Below are 16,242 nucleotides of genomic sequence, written 5' to 3'. Positions count from 1 at the left end.
AGTGGCAATTGAACAAATGAAAATGCCTCAGTTAGGTGAAAGTGTAACAGAAGGAACCATCAGCAAATGGCTCGTTTCACCTGGCGATCATGTGAATAAATACGATCCTATTGCGGAAGTCATGACGGATAAAGTGAACGCAGAAGTCCCGTCATCTTTTACAGGAACGATAACAAAGCTATCAGCTGAAGAAGGCGATACACTGCAAGTAGGAGAAGTGTTCTGTGAAATTGAAGTAGAAGGTAGCTCGCAGCAAAGTGCGAAAGAAGAAGCCGCACCTGAGCAAAGTGAAGCTCCCGAAGCAGATCAAGAAAAAGAGAATCAAAGTCAAAAGAAACGCTACTCTCCAGCAGTCCTTCGTTTAGCTGATGAGCACAGCATTGATTTAGCGGCAGTGCAAGGAACGGGAGCAGGCGGACGAATCACAAGAAAAGATTTACTACAGCTTATTGAAAGCGGCGGCGTACAAGAGAAGGCAGCACCTGTCACTGAACAGGCGGTCAAGCCAGAGCCTGTGCAGTTATCAAAACCAAAAGCGGCGCCTTCCATCTCTACAATGCCTGGTGATGTTGAACTGCCAGTCACGCCAATCAGGCAGGCGATTGCGGCAAATATGCTGAGAAGCAAACATGAAATTCCGCATGCATGGACGATGATGGAAGTTGATGTAACAAACCTTGTGACTAGAAGAAATCAGCTCAAGGACCAATTTAAAGCAAAAGAAGGCTTTAATTTGACGTTCTTTGCGTTCTTTGTCAAAGCAGTGGCTCAGGGCTTGAAGGAATTCCCAGAAATGAACAGCATGTGGGCTGGAGATAAAATTGTGCAAAAGAAAGCAATCAATGTCTCGATTGCTGTTGCCACTGATGACGCTCTATTTGTTCCAGTTATTAAGGATGCAGATGAAAAAACGATTAAAGGCATCGCCAAGGAAATTCATGAGCTTGCTTCCAAGGTGAGACAAGGTACGCTGAAGCAAAGCGACATGGAAGGCGGCACCTTTACTGTAAACAACACGGGATCATTTGGTTCTGTACAATCTATGGGAATCATCAATTATCCGCAAGCGGCGATTTTACAAGTAGAATCGATCGTGAAGCGTCCGTTGATTGTAAATGGTATGATTGCAGCAAGAGACATGGTTAACCTTTGTCTTTCATTAGATCACAGAGTACTTGATGGTCTTGTATGCGGCAGATTCCTTCAACGGATTAAACAAATCCTTGAAGGCATTGACGAGCAGACATCTGTTTACTAAAACAAGAATGTCCCCCTCCCGCTATGGAGAGGGGGATTTCCCCATGATGAGAAAGGAGCGATGATATGTCTGGACTAGACTTTTTTGCATTTTTAACGATTGGACTCATGTTTATCACAGCAATTGCGTTCACTTTTCTTCGATATATTTCTAAATCACGCAATCATCCTGAAAGATTACTACTGATCATATCAATCGTTTCTATTATTCAAGTTTTGTATTGCTTGCTGCTTGTCGGTGGATTTAAAGGAGCAGCGAATAGCCTTTTAGGAATTTCTCTTCTTACAGGAACGCTGCTCGGATATGCACTTGAATATTTATACAGACGCTATATCAAAAAAACGCCCGAAAAAGAATGATCTCGGGCGTTTTCTTTATTCTGTTGGAACAATAAAGGTCAAATGCTGTTTTAACACTTCTAAAGAAGCTGGTGCTGTCATATACACTTCGCCATCTGTATCAGCATCCATTTCCTCTTTTGTGTGGATCTGAATACTGGATGCTTGAATGAGAGAGAGGTCGCCGGTGAAATCCTCCAGTTCTTCCCGGTTCATAGAAAAGATCTCTTTTAGAGCAGAGAAGCTCGTATTTCTGCAAATTAAGATTTCTGCTTTTCCATCATCAATCGCTGCTCTCGGCAAATCAATTTTATTTGTCCCGATGAAATGTCCATTCATAACAAGAACGATGACGGCTTCTTCTTCCCAGCTTTCCTCCTCTGTTTCAACTCGTACGTGAAAAGGATCTGTTTGTTGCAAGGTGCGCAGGGCACTTGTGAAGTAGCTGATTTTTCCGAGTACAGCTTTTTCCTTATCATTAATATTGTTGGACGTGTCTGCAATGAGGCCGATGCCCCAAAAGTTTAACAAGTATCGATCTTCTGCCTTGATTAAGTCGACCCTTTTTTCTACGCCGTCTACAATCATTTGAGCGGCTTTCTGCATTTGTTGCGGAATACCAAGCGTTCTAGAAAAGTCATTACATGTCCCGCCTGGTAAAATCGCTAAAGTTGGCCTTTTTTCTAACCCACCGATGCCATTCATACATTCATGCACGGTTCCATCTCCGCCTAATATGATAAGTAACTCTATCGTCTCATCAATTGTACGACAGAATTCATAAGCATCATTTGGCTGCTTTGTTGGTTTAAGAATGAGTTCATCAATATTTAGAGAAAGAAGAGGTACTGTTTGACCGAGAACTTTTTCCATGTTTTTTTGTCCAGCATTTCCATTATAAATGAGCATCGCTTTTTTGAATTGTGCCATCACGCAGTTCTCCCTTTCATCTCTTTATCATCACTTTTCCCCAATTTCACGGCGTATAAACGATGTTCAGAAAAAGTGTGGAATGAAAAGACAACACATTTGCCCGCAGGCGTTTTCCTTGATATGATGTTGTTAAAATGGTTTTGGCATGCTAAAGGAGTGGACGGACAATGAATATTGATTTTAATTTATTTATGAATGATATTGTGAAACAAGCGAGAGAAGAGATCAAACAGGCTGGCTATACTGAGCTTACATCAGCTGAGGAAGTGGATGAAGCCTTGTCTAAAGAAGGCACGGCACTTGTCATGGTGAATTCAGTATGCGGATGCGCTGGCGGTATTGCAAGACCAGCTGCAGGCTATTCTGTTCATTACGATAAGCGCCCGGATCAATTGCTGACAGTATTTGCTGGACAAGACAAAGAGGCAACAGCAAGAGCCCGTGAATACTTTGAAGGCTTTCCGCCATCTTCACCATCCTTTGCATTATTAAAAGATGGAAAGATCATCAAAATGGTCGAGCGTCATGAAATTGAAGGGCACGAGCCAATGGAAGTCGTGTCAAAGCTTCAAGCTGCATTCGATGAGCATTGCAAAGAAATTTAACATGTGACGTTTGAATGATGACATATAAAGCAGTCCGGTCTTTAGATCGGTCTGCTTTTTGTTTTATAAGACCATTGAATCAAAATAATTTTAGCAAAATACTATTGCATCTTAAAAAGAAAGTGTTTAAAATACATTATAGTGAATAAATATTCAAAACAATACATGATTTTAAATACTGGGAGGCATTATCTTATGAAAAAGTGGTTATTATTACTTATGACAGCTGGTCTTGCAGCTGCACTCGCAGCTTGCGGAACTTCTTCTAATAATTCAAACGCATCAGGAGATGACAAAACACTCGTTATGGCGACATCAGCAGATTATCCGCCATTTGAATCAAAAGACGGAGATAAAATTGTCGGCTTTGATGTTGATCTTGCTACAGCACTAGCGAAAAAGAACGGCTACAAGCTAGAAATTCAAGATATGGATTTTGCAAGCCTTGTATCAGCTCTTAAAACAAATAAAGCTGATATCGTCCTTGCAGGCATGACCCCTACAGAAAAACGTAAAAAACAATTAGATTTCTCTGATGTTTATTACAATGCTAAAAACTTAGTTGTCTCAAAGAAATCTAGCGGAATGAAAACAGAGAAAGACTTAAAAGATAAAACAGTCGGCGTTCAATTAGGTTCAATTCAGCAGGATGAAGCAAACGGTTTGCAAAAGAAATATAACTTAAAAGTGGAAGACCGTAATAAAATCTCTGATATCATTCAAGAAATCAAAGCAGGTCGTTTTGATGCAGCCATTATTGAAGATAAAGTAGCTGCTGGATATTTGAAAAAAGAAAAAGACTTCCAAGCATTTGGATTGAATAGTTCAAACGAAGGTTCAGCCATTGCATTCAAGAAAAATAGCGACTTAACAGCTAAATTTAATAAATCATTAAAAGAAATGCAAGACAATGGCGAACTTGATAAATTAATTAAAAAATGGTTTGCTGATGAAAAATAAGTCAGGAAAAGGATCAGCGTCATTCACGAAAATCCAGTAGAAAGCGCTGAAAAGTTCAACTCATGTTGAACTTTTTTCCTGTTTTATTTTTTGATTTCGTATGAAGGCATAAAAAAGGAGACTGTCATGTTAGATTTTAAAGATGTAATACCTCAGATGCCCTTTATTTTAGAAGGGCTTAAGGTCACACTTTCTATTGTAGTGGTATCACTTTTTCTTGGATTTATCTTAGGGATTTTATTAACGCTTTGCAAAATTAGTGTATTTAAGCCGCTCATTTGGCTTGCGGATTTTTATACATCCATCTTCCGAGGCACACCGCTTGTGCTTCAATTGCTCATTATTTATTTCGGTCTGCCTCAGCTTCTCGGGTTTCAAATCGATCAATACTGGGCTGCTGTAGCGGCATTTTCACTAAACTCTGCTGCATACGTATCTGAAATTATTCGTGCTGGTATTAATGCCATTGATAAAGGTCAAAAAGAAGCAGCCGTTGCTTTAGGCATCCCTTATGCTAAAATGATGAAGGACTTATTGCTTCCGCAGGCATTTAAAAATATTTCACCTGCACTTGTGAACGAAACGATTACACTGACAAAAGAATCAGCAATTGTAACAGTCATTGGACTGGGAGATGTCATGAGACGAGCCTATCAAGCAGGTGCCGTCACGTATAATTATCTTGAACCGCTTATTTTTGCGGGTCTCATCTATTATGTCATCGTGCTTGTTCTCACCTTTGTCGGCAAATCGGTGGAAAGGAAGTTAAAATCAAATGATTAACATAGAGAAACTCACAAAATCTTTTGGTAAAAATGAAGTATTAAAAGGGATTGACACCACCATTAAAGAAGGGGAAGTTGTCGCAGTCATTGGACCATCTGGTTCAGGAAAATCGACGTTTCTTCGCTGCATCAACTTGCTTGAAAAGCCGACTTCTGGTGTCATTACGATTCAGGATACCGAAATCACAAACCCAAAAACCAATGCACTCAAAGTGCGTGAGAACATCGGAATGGTGTTTCAGCATTTTCACCTGTTCCCGCATAAAACGGTGCTGGAAAATATCACATATGCGCCAATGAATGTGAAGAATCAATCGAAGGAAGACAGCATCAAACAAGCTGAAGATCTGCTGAAAAAGGTAGGGCTTTTAGAGAAAAAAGATGATTTTCCGAACCGCTTGTCAGGTGGTCAAAAGCAGCGTGTCGCAATTGCACGTGCGCTTGCGATGACACCAGACATCATGCTGTTTGACGAGCCAACGTCTGCACTAGATCCAGAAATGGTCAAGGAAGTGCTAGAGGTCATGAAAGAGCTGGCTCAATCTGGAATGACGCTTGTGATCGTCACACATGAAATGGGCTTTGCAAAAGAAGTGGCTGACCGCGTGATCTTTATGGACGATGGGAAAATTGTAGAGGATGCAAACCCTGTGCAATTCTTTGAATCACCGTCGTCACAGCGCGCGAAAGATTTCTTACAAAAAATATTATAAAGAAAAAAGAGAGGGAGACTTAACATCTCCTTCTTTTTTTGATTATAATGGGGAAAGTAAAAAAGTTCATCATTTCACAATAAGTGAATAGAAACAAGACAGAAAAGAGTGACTCACATCATGTTTAAAATCGGTTACCGAACGCTGAAAACAGCATTAGGAACAGCGATCGCCATTTATATTGCGCAACTGCTTGGCCTTCAAAATTATTCCGCTGCCGGGATTATTACGATTCTGTGTATTCAGGTGACAAAGAAACGGTCGCTTCTTGCATCGGGCGCCCGCTTTGCCGCATGCAGTCTTGCCATTTTATTTTCTTATCTATTTTTCGATCTGATTGGGTATCATCCTTTTGTAATTGGTCTGATGCTGCTTGTCTTTATTCCGACAACCGTATTGCTTCGCATTAAAGAAGGGATTGTCACAAGTTCAGTCATCATCCTCCATTTATACATGTCCGGCGGGATTACCCTTCACCTCATTTGGAATGAACTGCTGCTGATTACGATTGGTGTTGGCGTGGCACTGATCATGAACCTGTATATGCCAAGTGTTGATAAAAAGCTTAAACGCTACAGCGAACAGATTGAAGCCAACTTTGCAAAAATTTTTGAGGAAATCGAACAATACTTAATGACAGGGAAACAAGACTGGACAGGCAAAGAAATACCAGAGACACATCAATTGATTAAAGAAGCAAAAGCTCTTGCATATCGTGATGTTGAAAACCATGTGTTAAGACATGAAAACCTGTATTATCATTATTTCAATATGAGGCAAAAGCAATTCGAAATCATCGAGCGTGTGCTTCCGAAGATCACGTCCATTTCCATTACAACAGAGCATGGACAAATCATTGCGGAATACATTAGAGACTTACGTGAACATATTCACCCAGGGAACACGGCACATAAGTTCTTAAGGCGCCTCATTGATATGAAAGAAGAGTTCGATAAGCTACCGCTGCCGCAAACAAGAGAAGAGTTTGAGGCAAGAGCTGCACTGTTTCATTTCCTCGGAGAAATGGAACAATATTTAGTACTGAAAAGCTATTTTAAAGGGATGAAAGAATAGAGACGCATGAGTTCCTCCTTCATTGGTCAATCTAATGAAAAAAGGAGGAGCCTATGCGTCTTTTAATTTATACCGTATTGACCATGTCCCTTTCACCAATCTGGCCGCTCGGACAAAACCCGCTTCCAGGAGACCCGTATGTCATTATTAATAAACAAACAAATGAACTTGCCTATATTGATCAAGGGAAAATCCAAAAAATATATCCTGCTTCAACAGGGAAAACGTCAGATTTAACGCCAGAAGGGGAATTTACCATTATGATCAAAGCGAAAGATCCCTATTACAGAAAAAAGAATATCGAAGGCGGTGCGAAGAATAACCCTCTCGGCAGAAGATGGATTGGATTTGATGCACGAGGAACAGATGGCAGAACATACGGAATTCATGGGACGAGTGACGAAACAACGATTGGGAAATTTATCACGGCAGGATGTGTGAGACTTCATAATCACGATGTAGAGCTTCTATTTGACCAGCTTCCGGTTGGGACAAAAGTATGGATTACAACATCAAGCGATTCATTTGAAAAGCTTGCCAAAGACAAACAGGCCATTCGTTGATTGAACGAATCACCTGCTTGTCTGCTTTTATTGAAATCTTATAAAAAGGTTGCCGCTCCTGCTAAAAGTGAAGATATTAGCAGCAGGCTAATCATGAGCAATACCATGAATTTCATCATTTTCTGAGACATATCGCACCCCTATAACCGAAGATTTTTTGCGACGAACGCACCTTTCTTTATTCTAGCTCGTTTTTTCAAATGCGACAAGTGATCAACAAAGGAAGTGAACGGATGAATCAAATCGACCATATTGCCATTGCGGTCTTTTCTATAAAAAATACATCTCGCATTCTTCAACAGCTGTTTAACTGGCATTTTTCAGACATACAAGAGATTCCTGAACAGGAGGTTAAAGCGTCTTTCGCTTCACTTGATCATGTGCACATTGAATTAATTGAACCGATGTCCGGCAGCAGCAAACTACATACCTTTTTAACCAAAAGGGGAGAAGGACTTCATCATATTGCGTTAAAGACAGGTGACATACAGGCGGACCTTAACCGTCTTGATCATCTTGGGGTGGAGCTTCTCCAACAATCAGCACAGATAGGCGCGAGCGGGAAGCGGATTGCATTTATTTCACCGAAAGAAACGTCCAGTGTGTTATTTGAATTGTGCGAGCCCTTGAAAGGAGAGGAACATGGCAATGAATGAATCGTTCAATGACTTGGCGAAATGGCGCGAAAAAGCATTCATGGGCGGTGGCGTGAAACGTGCAGCTGCGCACCGGAACAAAGGAAAACTATCGGTTCGTCAGCGGCTGCATGAACTTCTTGACGGGGGCAGTTTCATGGAAATTCAAGCATTTGCAACAGGCCGCATGTCAGAGCATGTCGGTGATGGCGTCGTCACTGGAACTGGACTCATTCATGGAAGGCCAGTATGTGTTTATGCACAAGATGCAACAGTGCATGGAGGGTCTTTAGGCGAAATACATGCTAAAAAAATTGCTTCTCTCATGGATCTCGCAGCTAAGAATCAGATGCCGGTCATCGGTCTAAAAGACTCAGGTGGTGCGAGAATTCAAGAGGGTGTGGTATCATTAGAAGGATACGGACAGATCTTTAAACGGAATGTGCTGTACTCCGGTCAAATCCCGCAAATATCCGTTATTTTAGGTTCTTGTGCTGGAGGAGCAGTCTATTCTCCTGCCTTGACCGATTTTGTGTTCATGACAGAACAGACAGCTCATATGTTTTTAACAGGTCCGAAAGTCATAGAGAAGGCAACAGGAGAAACGGTCTGTCCTGACCGTCTTGGCGGTGCAAGTGTTCAGCATCAGACAAGCGGGAATGTGCATTATACTGGGAAAGATGAGAAAGACGTGTTAAAAGCGGTTCGAACACTTTTAACGTACATACCAACGAAACAACAGACTGTCATGGATGCGAAAACGAGTGAGCAAGACGCAGCTGATCCAGGCAGCATCTTGCCAAAGGATCCATCACGCACCTATGATGTCAAACAAGTGGTGACAGCCATCATCGATTCAGGCTCATTCTTTGAGACGCAGCCTTGTTTCTCAAAAAATATCGTCACAGGGTTTGCGAGATTACAAGGGGCTTCAATTGGTGTAGTTGCCAATCAACCAAAGGTGCTGGCAGGAAGCCTTGACCTTGATGCGGCTGATAAAGCGGCTAGGTTTATTCGATTTTGCGATGCGTTTCATATTCCGATCTTAACGCTTGTAGACGTCCCTGGTTTTTTACCAGGTGAGAAAGCCGAGCATGCGGGAATTATCCGTCACGGTGCAAAGCTTTTATATGCATACGCTGAAGCGACCGTTCCAAAAATCACAGTGATTTTAAGAAAGGCGTTTGGCGGAGCATATGTCGCAATGAATAGCAAGGGCTTAGGCGCTGATTTTGTTTATGCATGGCCAGCGGCAGAAATTGATGTGATGGGGAAAATGTTCGCAGACGAAATCGTTCATCCTGATTCGCGCGAGGTTGAAACGAAGCCAAGTGTATTAAAAGCGGCTCAGGCAGGGCTGATAGACGATATTTTTATGCCGTCTGAAACGAGAGAACGATTGATTCGCTCATTTGATTTGCTTCGCAGGAAGGAAGAAGAAAGACCGTTAAAAAAGCATGGCAACATGCCGCTATAAGAGGAGGAGCAGTATCATGATCAATGAAAAACGTTTATTAGACGAATTTTTAGAACTTGTTCAGATTGATTCCGAAACAAAACACGAAGAGAAAATTGTGGAAGTCTTAAAAGAAAAATTTTCACTGCTTGGACTAAAAGTGGTGGAAGACGACTCAAAAGCGAAAACAGGCCACGGTGCAGGCAACCTCATCTGTACACTGGAAGGTACTCAAGAGGCTGATACCATCTATTTCACTTCTCATATGGACACAGTTGTTCCGGGCAATGGTGTAAAGCCAGTCATTGAAGACGGCTATGTGAAAACAGATGGAACAACTATTCTAGGTGCTGACGATAAAACAGGACTTGCGGCAATGTTTGAAGCAATCCGTGTGCTGAAAGAGAAGAATTTACCGCATGGAACGATTGAATTTGTCATCACAGCAGGTGAGGAATCAGGACTTGTCGGAGCAAAAGCGTTAGATCCAAAGTTGATGACAGCGGCATACGGCTATGCCCTTGATTCAGATGGCAAGGTCGGAACCATTATTGTTGCAGCGCCAACACAGGCGAAAGTACGCGCAACCATTTATGGAAAAACAGCTCACGCAGGTGTCGCGCCTGAAAAAGGTGTGTCAGCGATTACCATTGCATCAAAAGCCATTGCTAGTATGCCGCTTGGCCGAATTGATGAAGAAACAACGGCGAATATCGGCCGTTTTGAAGGCGGAACGCAAACGAATATTGTGTGCGATCAAGTCGATATCCTTGCTGAAGCACGCTCTTTAGAACCTGCAAAAATGGAAGCGCAAGTAGCGAAGATGAAAGAAGCCTTTGAAAAAACCGCTAAAGAAATGGGCGGAAGTGCCGATGTACACATTGACATCATGTATCCAGGCTTCAAATTCTCTCACGGCGATCAAGTCGTAGAAGTGGCGAAAAAAGCGGCTGCGAAAATTGGCCGTCCATCAGAACTACAGACGAGCGGCGGAGGCAGTGATGCAAACGTCATTGCAGGAAACGGCGTCCCAACTGTCAACCTAGCTGTTGGATATGAAGATATTCATACGAAAAATGAGAAAATGCCGATTGAAGAATTAGTCAAAACAGCTGAAATGGTTCTCGCCATTATCGAAGAAACGACAAATCCATCGTAAAGGCAGGAGACTCTGTGAGCACGCAAAAGATCATTATTTTCCAAGTGGGGCAAGAGGATTTTGGCATCAGTGTAGAACATATTCGTTCAATTGAGAAGGTCCCTTATTTACAAGAAGTATCGAACCTTCCAAAAGAAATAAAAGGACTCATGTCTTTAAGGGGAGAGGTCATTCCTGTCAGTGACACAGGCGTGATGCTTCACGGAAAGCCTCTTGATGTGAACGAGCAGTCCAAGGTATTGCTATTTGAATTAAACGAACAAATGGTAGGCTGTCTTGTCTCGGATGCAAAAGATATTATCGATATCGAGCAAAGTGAGATCAAGCCATTTCATATGAACACGAAAGCCTCTGAATACTTCTTCGGCGTTGTGGAGAGAGAGAACAAGATGATTTTACAAGTGGACCCAAATAAGTTCCTTGGGAGAATTGAGGATCTCGATCAATTGCCAGCGCGGTTAAAAGAAGAATTGGCATAAAGAAGATCCCCTTATCTGATGATAAGGGGATTATTTTTATTCAGCAGCTGGGCTAGCTTGGTCGTTTGCCTCAGCTTTTGATTTTGATTTTTGGTACATGACATTCAAAATAATGGTTTGGACTGTGAGTAATAATCCGCTTGTCATCCAGTATAAAGGAAGGGCAGCGGGTGCATTAATTGAAATAAACAGCATCATGATTGGGAAAATCATGCCCATCACTTTGGCTTGCTTTAGCGCAGCCTCTGTCTGGGTGCCTGATTGTTTCGCAAACCTTTGCGTAACATAAAATTGCAAGAAATACATAGCGCCTGCAAAGATCGCGACCAATAGATCAGTTTGTCCTAAGTTAAACCATAGGAACGAATGTGTTGCGATCTCAGGTGTTGAACGGATCGCTGAGTAAAAGCCAAGAACAATTGGAATTTGAATCAGCATAGGCAGACAGCCCATTGCCAGCGGGTTCACATTGTTCTCTTTGTATACTTTCATCATTTCCATTTGTAATTCTTTTTGTTTTTCAGGTTCTTTCGTTTTCTTTAATTTGCTTTGAATGTCGTCAATTTGAGGCTTCACCAGTGCCATTTTCTCCTGCATGACTCTTTGCTTCTTAAATTGGTTCGCAAAAAGAGGGAAAATCAGCAGGCGGACAATCAAGGTTACGAACATAATCGATAAACCATAATCATCATGGAAGAAGTTCGCAAGCCAAATGATCAGCTCAGAAAAAGGCTGGACAAAATAATGATGGAAAAACCCATCAGAGCTCGCATTTGTCTGCCCACTCGCTGCAAAAGCAGGTGAGGCAATCATCATTAAACATAAAGTCGTACAAATCGTTAATAAACGTTTCAATTCGTTTCCTCCTCATTTTTTAAAAAATTAATTAGAGAGAGGAAGCGAATGGTCTTCATCATCGTTTGATGATCGTTTCATTCGAATGACTTTACTAATCCAAGTTGTAATGCGATCATATATGATAAACAGAAAGTCTGTTCGATTCAATAAAGATGCGTCCAACTCTTCCAAACGATGTCCACCGAGGTGTTCGTTCATACGGCAGTCTTTTAATAAAAACGCAATGCCGATGGCCGTCAGGGCTGGAAGAATAATCGTAAAGAATTCAACAAGGAAAAAGACTTCATTGAATGTATCAATAATCATGATTATCACATCCATTTCATTACTCACAGTGTACTATACACATTGTGAAATGTCTAACAGGACCAAGTGTTTTCTTTATTACGTACAAATCCTTATTTTGTATAAAGTGGTATTTGTCATCCAAACTTCACCATTCCTATCTTATAATGAGGGGGAATAGAAGAAATGGAGGTTTTGAATATGACAAGTATTTACCCGAAGTTTCGAGCAGCTGCGGTACAAGCAGCCCCTATCTACTTAAATTTGGAGGCAACCGTTCAGAAATCATGTGAACTGATCGACGAAGCAGCTTCAAATGGTGCTAAACTTGTGGCATTCCCAGAAGCATTTTTACCTGGTTATCCTTGGTTTGCTTTTATTGGTCATCCAGAATATACAAGAAAGTTCTATCACAAATTATATAAAAATGCAGTCGAAATCCCTAGCTTAGCTATCCAAAAAATAAGCGAGGCAGCAAAAAGAAATGAAACGTACGTTTGTATATCATGCAGTGAAAAAGATGGCGGTTCCCTCTATTTAGCTCAACTTTGGTTTAACCCAAATGGGGATTTAATAGGAAAACATCGGAAAATGAGAGCTTCTGTAGCAGAAAGACTGATTTGGGGAGATGGAAGTGGAAGCATGATGCCCGTTTTTCAAACTGACATTGGCAATCTTGGCGGATTGATGTGCTGGGAGCATCAAGTACCACTAGATCTGATGGCGATGAATGCTCAAAATGAACAGGTGCATGTAGCATCTTGGCCAGGTTATTTTGATGATGAAATTTCAAGCAGATATTATGCTATTGCGACACAAACTTTTGTGCTGATGACTTCTTCAATCTATACGGAAGAAATGAAAGAGATGATTTGTTTAACGCAGGAGCAAAGAGATTACTTTGACACATTTAAGAGTGGGCATACGTGCATTTACGGTCCAGATGGAGAACCGATCAGTGATATGGTTCCAGCTGAAACAGAGGGAATTGCATACGCAGACATTGATGTGGAAAGAGTCATTGATTACAAGTATTATATTGATCCAGCTGGCCACTACTCCAATCAAAGCTTGAGTATGAATTTTAATCAGCAGCCGACTCCGGTTGTGAAACATTTGAATGACAATAAAAATGAAGTGTTAACATACGAGGCTATTCAATATCAAAATGGTATGCTTGAAGAAAAAGTATAATTCGTGAAACCTTCTCTTTTTTAGAGAAGGTTTTTTTGAGGAAAGATGAAATAAATCAATGTATAATTGAGCATAAAAGAGATTCATCATATTTGATCGATTCGGAACTTCTGATTAAAATATAGGAACTGAAGAAAATGGGGTTATGCCAATGTCAAATATTATTTTTCATATAGACATGAATGCGTTTTATGCCAATGTAGAAATGGCGTATGATCCTTCTTTGAGAGGGAAACCTTTAGCCATTAGCGGAAATGCGAAAGAGCGTAAAGGGATTGTGGTGACGTGCAGCTATGAGGCAAGAGCGCTAGGTGTAAAGCCCCCAATGCCGTTATGGGAAGCGAAGCGGCTTTGTCCGGGGCTGATTGTCCGTACACCAAACTTTGACCGGTACCGAAGCTCCTCACAAGAGATGTTTACGATACTAAGAGAATACAGCGATTTAGTCGAGCCAGTATCCATCGACGAGGGCTATATTGATTTAACGCATACGCCATATGCCGAGCACGCGTTGAAAACGGCTCATGATATTCAAACGAGGCTTGTAGAGGAGCTCATGCTTCCTTCAAGTATTGGCATTGCACCGAATAAATTTTTAGCGAAAATGGCGTCTAATTGGAAAAAACCAATGGGCATCACCATTTTGCGTAAACGAGATGTACCCCAAATGCTATGGCCGCTCCCAGCGGGTGACATGCACGGAGTTGGACAAAAAACGGCAGATAAATTGAAAACGATTGGCATTCATACCATTGAAGACTTAGCGAAAGCAAATGAGTATACACTAAAGGAATTACTGGGCATCAATGGACCGAGATTAAAGCAAAAGGCGAATGGTGAACATGACGGCATCGTAGACCCAGAAAGAATATACGATTTTAAATCCGTCGGTAATTCGTCAACCCTTCCTCATGATTCTGACGATCCAGATGAACTTGTCGCGTTAATTGATAAGCTGTCACAATCCGTGAGTGCAAGGTTAAGGAGAAAAGAAGTGATGGCAAATCGGCTGCTCATCATGATTCGGTACGCAAGCTGGAAAAATATTACGCGAAGTGTCACCCTCACGAATCCGACGGATCGGAAGGAAGATTTATTTGATGCAGCAAGGCAGTTATTCCTTAAACATTGGAATGACCAGCCTGTGAGACTCTTAGGTGTGACGGGGACAGATCTTGTAGAACGAAAAGCAGCCGTTAAACAGCTTGATTTATTTTCCTATACAGAAGATGCCAAAGAAGAGCCTCTTCAAACCATTTTAGAAGGACTGAAAGAAAAGTATGGAAAATCACTCGTTCAAAGAGGGATAACTATCAAGGAAAAAGAGAGCAAAACAAGTGGAACAAGTTTTAATAAAGACTTTTTTCAGGACAAAAGAGGAAATGAATAGCCTGAAAACTTGATAAAAGAGGTGGTGTTGTGGTAATTTCAAAGGGTACATCATTTCAGCAGTAATCAATATAGTGTGTTAGAAGGGACGTCAGAATTATGTCAAAACAACAAATCGGTGTGGTTGGACTAGCCGTTATGGGGAAAAACCTTGCCCTTAATATTGAAAGCCGCGGGTTCTCCGTGTCCGTTTATAACAGATCTAGCAGCAAAACGGAAGAATTTCTTCAAGAATCAAAAGGGAAAAACGTTGTAGGCACATACAGCATCGAAGAATTTGTTCAGTCGCTTGAAACACCGCGTAAAATTCTTTTAATGGTAAAAGCTGGTGCGGCAACGGATGCAACCATTCAATCATTACTTCCTCACCTAGAGAAAGGTGACATCTTAATTGATGGTGGAAATACATATTACAAGGATACGCAAAGACGTAATCAAGAGCTTGCGGAAAGTGGTATCCACTTCATTGGTACAGGTGTTTCTGGCGGTGAAGAAGGGGCACTAAAAGGTCCATCGATCATGCCTGGCGGTCAAAAAGAAGCGCATGAGCTAGTGAAACCAATTTTAGAAGCGATCTCTGCGAAAGTAGATGGCGAGCCATGTACAACATATATCGGCCCAGATGGTGCAGGACATTATGTCAAAATGGTCCATAACGGCATCGAGTACGGAGACATGCAATTGATTTCTGAATCATACTTTATCTTGAAGCATGTGGCTGGATTGTCAGCAGAGGAGCTTCATGAAGTATTCTCAGAATGGAATAAAGGTGAGCTTGACAGCTATTTAATCGAAATTACAGCTGATATTTTCACAAAAGTGGATGAAGAAACAAACCAGCCGCTTGTGGATGTGATCTTAGATAAAGCTGGACAAAAAGGAACTGGAAAATGGACGAGCCAAAGTTCTCTTGATCTAGGTGTTCCGCTTCCAATCATTACTGAGTCTGTTTTCGCGCGCTACATTTCAGCGATGAAAGATGAGCGTGTTGAAGCAAGTCAATTAATCGAAGGTCCTAAGCCAGCACAATCAGCAGAGAATAAACAAGAGCTGATCGAAGCGGTTAGAAAAGCCTTATTCATGAGTAAAATCTGCTCATATGCACAAGGTTTTGCGCAAATGAAAGCAGCATCTGATGAGTATAACTGGGATTTGAAATACGGTGAAATTGCAATGATCTTCCGTGGTGGCTGTATCATTCGTGCAGCCTTCTTACAACAAATTAAAGAAGCATATGACCGTAATCCAGAACTGAAAAACCTATTGCTTGATCCTTACTTTAAGGATATTGCTCAAAGCTATCAATCATCTCTTCGTAAAGTCATTTCACTTGCAGTGGAGCAAGGAGTTCCTGTTCCTTCATTCTCAAGTGCACTTGCTTACTTTGATAGCTATCGCACAGCTGTCCTGCCAGCGAACTTAATTCAAGCGCAGCGTGACTATTTCGGTGCACATACGTATGAGCGCACAGATAAAGAAGGCATCTTCCATACAGAATGGATGAAATAAACATAGAATGACTGAAAAACCTTACCTTTGGTAAGGTTTTTTTGTGTTT

General features: G+C 41.4%; 19 protein-coding genes. 15 read left to right on the top strand and 4 right to left on the bottom strand.

Translation table 11 applies throughout. From position 1 onward, the window contains the following. The first annotated feature begins 1 nt into the window (after position 1). Both MHI16_RS11140 and MHI16_RS11135 read left to right on the top strand, forming a co-directional pair. Positions 2–1,258, top strand: a complete 1,257-nt coding sequence (locus tag MHI16_RS11140) for a dihydrolipoamide acetyltransferase family protein (protein WP_268466045.1) — start codon at positions 2–4, stop codon at positions 1,256–1,258. Positions 1,259–1,323: 65 nt separating this feature from the next. Beyond that, complete coding sequence (locus MHI16_RS11135; protein ID WP_268466043.1) at positions 1,324–1,617, top strand: YesK-like family protein; 294 nt, start codon at positions 1,324–1,326, stop codon at positions 1,615–1,617. 15 nt (positions 1,618–1,632) lie between these two features. On the opposite strand, the gene MHI16_RS11130 is transcribed toward MHI16_RS11135, so the two are convergent. Beyond that, the gene (locus tag MHI16_RS11130; protein ID WP_268466041.1) at positions 1,633–2,526 is read right to left on the bottom strand and encodes a YegS/Rv2252/BmrU family lipid kinase; all 894 of its coding nucleotides are present in this window, start codon (positions 2,524–2,526) and stop codon (positions 1,633–1,635) included. Between the two features lie 170 nt (positions 2,527–2,696). Here MHI16_RS11130 and MHI16_RS11125 point away from each other — a divergent pair, with 170 nt between their 5' ends. From MHI16_RS11125 to MHI16_RS11100, 6 genes are all read left to right on the top strand, one after another. Next, a complete protein-coding gene (locus MHI16_RS11125) occupies positions 2,697–3,134 on the top strand; it encodes a BrxA/BrxB family bacilliredoxin (protein ID WP_268466039.1) in 438 nt (145 codons plus the stop codon). A gap of 195 nt (positions 3,135–3,329) precedes the next feature. Beyond that, positions 3,330–4,094: a transporter substrate-binding domain-containing protein gene (locus tag MHI16_RS11120; protein WP_012010505.1), complete on the top strand. Its 765-nt coding sequence runs from the start codon at positions 3,330–3,332 to the stop codon at positions 4,092–4,094. 126 nt (positions 4,095–4,220) lie between these two features. After that, the gene (locus tag MHI16_RS11115; protein ID WP_003215691.1) at positions 4,221–4,877 is read left to right on the top strand and encodes an amino acid ABC transporter permease; all 657 of its coding nucleotides are present in this window, start codon (positions 4,221–4,223) and stop codon (positions 4,875–4,877) included. Then, entirely contained in the window at positions 4,870–5,592 is a 723-nt protein-coding gene (locus MHI16_RS11110; RefSeq protein WP_003215712.1) for an amino acid ABC transporter ATP-binding protein, read from the top strand. Before MHI16_RS11115 ends, MHI16_RS11110 begins: the two co-directional genes overlap by 8 nt. Before the next feature lie 120 nt (positions 5,593–5,712). Beyond that, on the top strand, positions 5,713–6,666 hold the full coding sequence (locus MHI16_RS11105) for an aromatic acid exporter family protein (protein WP_061408485.1): 954 nt from the start codon (positions 5,713–5,715) through the stop codon (positions 6,664–6,666). 53 nt (positions 6,667–6,719) lie between these two features. Beyond that, positions 6,720–7,229 (top strand): L,D-transpeptidase, encoded by a 510-nt coding sequence (locus tag MHI16_RS11100; protein WP_058014727.1) that lies wholly within the window; start codon positions 6,720–6,722, stop codon positions 7,227–7,229. Between the two features lie 38 nt (positions 7,230–7,267). Here the strand turns inward: MHI16_RS11100 and MHI16_RS11095 are convergent, their stop codons facing one another. Further along, positions 7,268–7,348, bottom strand: coding sequence for a hypothetical protein (locus MHI16_RS11095; protein WP_257736823.1), 81 nt, complete (start codon positions 7,346–7,348; stop codon positions 7,268–7,270). Between the two features lie 114 nt (positions 7,349–7,462). On the opposite strand from MHI16_RS11095, the gene mce reads away from it, so the two are divergent. Genes mce through MHI16_RS11075 form a run of 4 tightly spaced genes read left to right on the top strand, consistent with a single transcriptional unit; the run spans position 7,463 to position 10,958 of the window. Then, positions 7,463–7,885, top strand: coding sequence for a methylmalonyl-CoA epimerase (gene mce, locus MHI16_RS11090; protein WP_268466037.1), 423 nt, complete (start codon positions 7,463–7,465; stop codon positions 7,883–7,885). Beyond that, positions 7,872–9,341: an acyl-CoA carboxylase subunit beta gene (locus tag MHI16_RS11085; protein WP_268466036.1), complete on the top strand. Its 1,470-nt coding sequence runs from the start codon at positions 7,872–7,874 to the stop codon at positions 9,339–9,341. The genes mce and MHI16_RS11085 overlap by 14 nt, the downstream gene beginning before the upstream one ends. 16 nt (positions 9,342–9,357) lie before the next feature. After that, entirely contained in the window at positions 9,358–10,479 is a 1,122-nt protein-coding gene (locus MHI16_RS11080; protein ID WP_058014730.1) for a M20/M25/M40 family metallo-hydrolase, read from the top strand. A gap of 14 nt (positions 10,480–10,493) precedes the next feature. Beyond that, positions 10,494–10,958: a chemotaxis protein CheW gene (locus MHI16_RS11075; RefSeq protein ID WP_058014731.1), complete on the top strand. Its 465-nt coding sequence runs from the start codon at positions 10,494–10,496 to the stop codon at positions 10,956–10,958. A 36-nt stretch (positions 10,959–10,994) separates the two neighbouring features. Here the strand turns inward: MHI16_RS11075 and MHI16_RS11070 are convergent, their stop codons facing one another. Continuing rightward, entirely contained in the window at positions 10,995–11,774 is a 780-nt protein-coding gene (locus MHI16_RS11070; RefSeq protein ID WP_234034923.1) for a membrane protein insertase YidC, read from the bottom strand. 66 nt (positions 11,775–11,840) lie between these two features. Beyond that, positions 11,841–12,122 (bottom strand): hypothetical protein, encoded by a 282-nt coding sequence (locus tag MHI16_RS11065; protein ID WP_003215677.1) that lies wholly within the window; start codon positions 12,120–12,122, stop codon positions 11,841–11,843. A gap of 180 nt (positions 12,123–12,302) precedes the next feature. On the opposite strand from MHI16_RS11065, the gene MHI16_RS11060 reads away from it, so the two are divergent. The 3 genes from MHI16_RS11060 to gndA all read left to right on the top strand — a co-directional run bounded on the left by MHI16_RS11060 (position 12,303) and on the right by gndA (position 16,193). Next, complete coding sequence (locus MHI16_RS11060; protein ID WP_058014957.1) at positions 12,303–13,295, top strand: carbon-nitrogen hydrolase family protein; 993 nt, start codon at positions 12,303–12,305, stop codon at positions 13,293–13,295. 145 nt (positions 13,296–13,440) lie between these two features. Next, positions 13,441–14,685 (top strand): DNA polymerase IV, encoded by a 1,245-nt coding sequence (locus tag MHI16_RS11055; RefSeq protein ID WP_268466033.1) that lies wholly within the window; start codon positions 13,441–13,443, stop codon positions 14,683–14,685. 98 nt (positions 14,686–14,783) lie between these two features. Further along, on the top strand, positions 14,784–16,193 hold the full coding sequence (gene gndA, locus MHI16_RS11050; RefSeq protein ID WP_058014734.1) for an NADP-dependent phosphogluconate dehydrogenase: 1,410 nt from the start codon (positions 14,784–14,786) through the stop codon (positions 16,191–16,193). The last annotated feature ends 49 nt before the right edge of the window (positions 16,194–16,242 follow it).

This window comes from Bacillus sp. FSL K6-0923, from assembly GCF_038630825.1.
In the GTDB taxonomy this organism is placed as follows: Bacteria; Bacillota; Bacilli; order Bacillales; family Bacillaceae; genus Bacillus; species Bacillus pumilus.
Note: the sequence above shows the minus strand (reverse complement) of the source record. Positions and strands in the feature narration are given on the sequence as shown.